The organism is Mesorhizobium sp. M7A.F.Ca.CA.004.04.2.1 (genome assembly GCF_004022825.1).
GTDB lineage: Bacteria > Pseudomonadota > Alphaproteobacteria > Rhizobiales > Rhizobiaceae > Mesorhizobium.
In genome coordinates this window covers 1-3337 of record NZ_RZPH01000680.1, presented here as the reverse complement: position 1 = coordinate 3337, position 3337 = coordinate 1, and the positions used below count along the sequence as shown (strand labels likewise).

Here is a 3337-nt window from a genome sequence, read left to right as displayed (position 1 = left end):
TAAAGTCGGCGTATCGGAAACTCGCCAAGAAGCATCATCCGGACCAGAATCCGAATGATCCCAAGGCGAAGGACCGTTTTGCCGCGGCCAACCAGGCCTACGAGATCGTCGGCGACGAAAAGAATCGCGCCGCTTTCGATCGCGGCGAGATCGACGCCGACGGCAAGCCGCGATTCCAGGGCTTTGAAGGCGCTGCCGGTGGCGGCGATCCCTTTGGCGGCTTTCGTCGGCAACAGGGTCCGGGCGGTTCGCGGTTCGAATTCCGCTCCGGCCGACCGGGTGGCGATCCGTTCGACGGCAACAGCGACATCTTCAGCCAGATTTTTGGCGACACTTTTTCGGGCGCGCGCGGTCCCGGCACGGGCGATCGCCGCCAGCAGGCGACAGCAGCCGATCTGAACGTGACGCTCGATATCACCATCGAGGAAGCGGCGACCGCCGAAAAGGTGACGGCGATGTTCCCCGACGGCCGCAAGGTGGCGGTCAAGCTGCCGGCCTATGTCGAGGATGGTCAGACCATCCGCCTCAAGGGCCAAGGCGAGCAGGGGCCAGGCCAGCCAGGCGACGCGCTGGTCAAGATCCATCTGCGCCGACATCCACGCTACCGCATCGAGGGCCGCGACCTGCACGCCGATCTACCGGTGGTACTGGCGGATGCGGTGCTCGGCGCCAAGGTGCCGGTCGAGACGCCGACCGGCAGGCTCGCGGTCAACATTCCGGCCTGGTCGAGCTCCGACAAGGTCCTGCGGCTGAAGGGCAGAGGCCTGCCGGAAAAGGCCGGCGGCCACGGCGATCTCTACGCTCATGTGCGTATCATGCTGCCGGAAGGCGGCGACAGCGCGCTCGAAGCGCTGTTGCGCGGCCAAAAAGGCTGATCGGCGGCTTTTGTCCCCCGAACTGTCCGGTTTGGACGCTTGAAGGGGCTCTGTGCCTGTGCGATAGGGCAACCCACAAAGCTGAAATCTTGCGGAGAGCGCTCACATGGCGGGTGGACAGGGCCTAATGGCCGGCAAGCGCGGCCTCATTCTTGGCGTCGCCAACAATAGGTCGATCGCCTATGGCATCGCCAAGTCGTGCGTCGACCATGGCGCCGAGATCGCGCTGACCTATCAGGGCGAGGCGTTCAAGAAGCGCGTCGAGCCGCTGGCGGCGGAACTGGGCGCCTTTGTCGCCGGCCATTGCGACGTCACCGATCCGGCGAGCCTGGACGAGGTTTTCGCCAATGTCGCCAGGCACTGGGGCAAGCTTGATTTCCTCGTCCACGCCATCGCCTTCTCCGACAAGGATGAACTGACCGGCCGCTATGTCGAGACGACGCGCGACAATTTCCTGCGCACCATGGACATTTCGGTCTATTCCTTCACCACCATAGCCAAGCGCGCCGAGGCGCTGATGACCGATGGCGGCTCGTTGCTGACGCTGACCTACTACGGCGCCGAAAAAGTGATGCCGCACTACAACGTCATGGGTGTCGCCAAGGCGGCGCTCGAGGCCAGCGTGCGCTACCTGGCGGTCGACCTCGGCGCCAAGAAGATCCGCGTCAACGCCATCTCGGCCGGCCCGATCAAGACGTTGGCCGCCTCCGGCATCGGCGATTTCCGCTACATCCTGAAGTGGAACGAGTACAATTCGCCGCTGAAGCAGACGGTCACGCAGGAGGAAGTCGGCGATTCCGGCGTCTATTTCCTGTCCGACCTGTCGCGCGGCGTCACCGGTGAAGTGCATCACGTCGATTCGGGCTACCACGTCGTCGGCATGAAGGCGGTCGACGCGCCTGATATTTCGACGGTCAAGGACTAACGCCCGGCCAACCGTCGTCCGTCCCGATCCCGCACCGGAAGACCTGATGTACCCGCTGGTTTATATCGCGCGCCACGGCCAGACCGCGTGGAACGCCGAAATGCGACTTCAGGGGCAGGCCGATACCGATCTCAACGCTCTTGGCCGCGAACAGGCGACCGGCAACGGGCTTCGGCTAGCCGCGTTGGTCCCAAATCCCTGGGAATTCGATTTCCTCGCCAGTCCGATGAAACGGACGCGCGAAACGATGCAGCGTATTCGCGCCGCGATGAAGCTCGATCCGGATGCCTATCGAACCGATCCGCGCCTCGTCGAAGTCAATTTCGGCGATTGGCAGGGATTTACCTTTCCCGAGCTCGAGACAGGATATCCCGGAGCGAGCATGACGCGTGCTCTGGACAAGTGGAACTTTCAGCCGCCCGGCGAAGGTGCGGAGAGCTATCAGATGCTGCTCGAACGGGTGAGGCCATGCTTCGACGCGATCGAACGCCAGACGATATGCGTGACCCATGGCGGCGTCATGCGCACCTTGTTTCGCTTCGTTCTGGGGCTGGCCGAGGACGAGGCCGCGAACCTGGAAATACCGCAGGATCGCCTGCTCAAGCTCGAAGGCAAGAGTCTGGAGTGGCTTTAATGCATGTCGCCCAAAAGTGACCCCGGTTTTGGGAGAACGACATGCATAAAACAAAGACCTAAAGCGGGTCGCCTGAATCCGTTCAGACGCGACACGCTTTAGGCCATTGGCAGGCGGCTCGGCGAAAGCTGAACCGCAAACACAGCATTCAATTGAGGTTGGAAGCTCTAGTTGGCAGAGCTGTCCGGCAGTTCCATGTCGGTGACGATGTTTTCGCCATTGGTCACATCGTAGGCGATGACGATGTCCATGCCCGGCTTCAGCGCGTCGAGATCGGTCTCGGCGTTCAGCTTGTAGGACTTGCCGTCATCCAGCGTCAGCGTCGCCGTATCCTTGTCGATCTTCTTGATCAGGCCTTCGGTCTGGCCGGCGAAAGCGGCGGTGGAAAGCAGCAGCGTGGCGGCAATGGCGCCAATCAGGGTACGCATGATCGTTCCTCTTTATCATTGCGCCGGCATGGCGGCGGGCGTTCAACGGCGGATGGAGCAGAGCAGAAACCAACCGAATGTGTCAAAACTAAATCCGCCAGATCACAGTTTGACCCCTGTGAAAAACGCCAATAGAACGCAATCTTCAGCCGGCTCCGATGCCGGGCAGGGTCATTTCATGTCTCACAACACGTTCGGCCACCTTTTCCGCGTCACCACCTGGGGCGAAAGCCATGGCCCGTCGCTCGGTTGCGTGGTCGACGGCTGTCCGCCCGGCATCCGCTTCACTCGAGCAGACATCCAGGCCGAACTCGACAAGCGCCGGCCGGGGCAATCACGTTTCGTCACGCAGCGTCGCGAACCGGATGAAGTGAAGGTGCTGTCCGGCTTCATCTTCGACGAGGACGGCGAGACGATGATCACCACCGGCACGCCGGTGTCGATGCTGATCGAGAATGTCGACCAACGTTCAAAG

The 3337-nt window shown here is 62.0% G+C and carries 5 protein-coding genes; 4 read left to right on the top strand and 1 reads right to left on the bottom strand.

What is annotated here, in order from left to right; translation table 11 throughout:
• From EN893_RS25125 to EN893_RS25115, 3 genes are all read left to right on the top strand, one after another.
• Positions 1–875 (top strand): DnaJ C-terminal domain-containing protein (locus EN893_RS25125; RefSeq protein WP_164901086.1); only part of this gene is annotated, 875 nt, incomplete at its 5' end.
• A 106-nt stretch (positions 876–981) separates the two neighbouring features.
• On the top strand, positions 982–1800 hold the full coding sequence (fabI, locus tag EN893_RS25120) for an enoyl-ACP reductase FabI (protein ID WP_127268175.1): 819 nt from the start codon (positions 982–984) through the stop codon (positions 1798–1800).
• Positions 1801–1846: 46 nt separating this feature from the next.
• Complete coding sequence (locus EN893_RS25115) at positions 1847–2434, top strand: histidine phosphatase family protein (RefSeq protein WP_127268176.1); 588 nt, start codon at positions 1847–1849, stop codon at positions 2432–2434.
• A 167-nt stretch (positions 2435–2601) separates the two neighbouring features.
• On the opposite strand, the gene EN893_RS25110 is transcribed toward EN893_RS25115, so the two are convergent.
• A complete protein-coding gene (locus EN893_RS25110; protein ID WP_027035965.1) occupies positions 2602–2862 on the bottom strand; it encodes a DUF1344 domain-containing protein in 261 nt (86 codons plus the stop codon).
• On the opposite strand from EN893_RS25110, the gene EN893_RS39455 reads away from it, so the two are divergent.
• Positions 2861–3337 (top strand): chorismate synthase (locus EN893_RS39455; RefSeq protein WP_245490901.1); only part of this gene is annotated, 477 nt, incomplete at its 3' end. The genes EN893_RS25110 and EN893_RS39455 overlap by 2 nt on opposite strands.